At 38.9% G+C, this 873-nt stretch carries 1 protein-coding gene and 1 pseudogene; both read right to left on the reverse strand.

All coding sequences use genetic code 11. The annotated features are described in order from the left end of the window. A pseudogene (locus CXF76_RS00750) lies at positions 1 to 468 on the reverse strand (copper resistance D family protein); the annotation flags it as partial. A gap of 11 nt (positions 469 to 479) precedes the next feature. After that, on the reverse strand, positions 480 to 873 hold a 394-nt coding region (locus CXF76_RS00755), incomplete at its 5' end, for a copper resistance CopC family protein (RefSeq protein WP_101162822.1).

Raw genomic sequence — 873 nt, forward strand, 5'->3', positions numbered from 1 at the left:
ATTTGCACTGTGCCCAGTAAAAGTGAAGCTATAAGCGATAAACCCAAGCATGATTAGTATAACGGCAACGTTTTTATAACCTGCTACGTTATCATCTGATTCCACACTCCACATACATGCGCTAATTAGAGCAATAATAAGCGCTGGTATTCTAAACGTTGCTTGGTCACCTATGACTGATTGCCAAACAATTTCAAGCATAAAGGGGTCAAACATTCCCATAAAGCCTGATTCAGCCATTGCTCCAGCTTCTATTGGTACTTGTAAAAGTGCAGCAATACTACCTGTAACTACACACGTAATTTGCCAACGTTTTAAGAACTGATAAAAGCTAATTAAGTGATGCCCTGCAACATTGCTGTTGCCACACATAAAGCGCATTAATAAAGTGCCCGCAAGCCCTGAAATTGCGATATAGCTTGCTAGTTTTAATAATAGTAAGAGTACTGACCATTCACTTAATTGCATTATGTTGCTACTTAATGATTATGTTTGCTGTGGGTATTAGATTGTTCTTGCATCATCTTATGCGATTCACTTTTGTGTACCATAAATCTAAACGTGTCGGTCATTTTATGTCCATCACCACCCAGTGCTGTCCATTTAACCGTGTAAGTGCCTTGGACTAAGCTCGGCAATGACCAACTAAAGTCTGTGCTTGGGGTAGAGCTTGGTTTGAAATCAAAGTTTATTGATTTATTTTTTTCATCTTTGATGATGACTTTTGCTAGCCTTACTTCACCACCAAAAGTTAACGAAAGTTGCTCTGGGCTTTTCATTAACATGGCTTCTTGCGCAGGTGTTGATTGCTTGAGTGATATATGCGCTGATGCGGAAAATGTAAGTACTAAACCTAAAATAGCTACTGCAGAA

This window comes from Pseudoalteromonas sp. 78C3, from assembly GCF_002836695.1.
GTDB classification, from domain to species: Bacteria; Pseudomonadota; Gammaproteobacteria; order Enterobacterales; family Alteromonadaceae; genus Pseudoalteromonas; species Pseudoalteromonas arctica.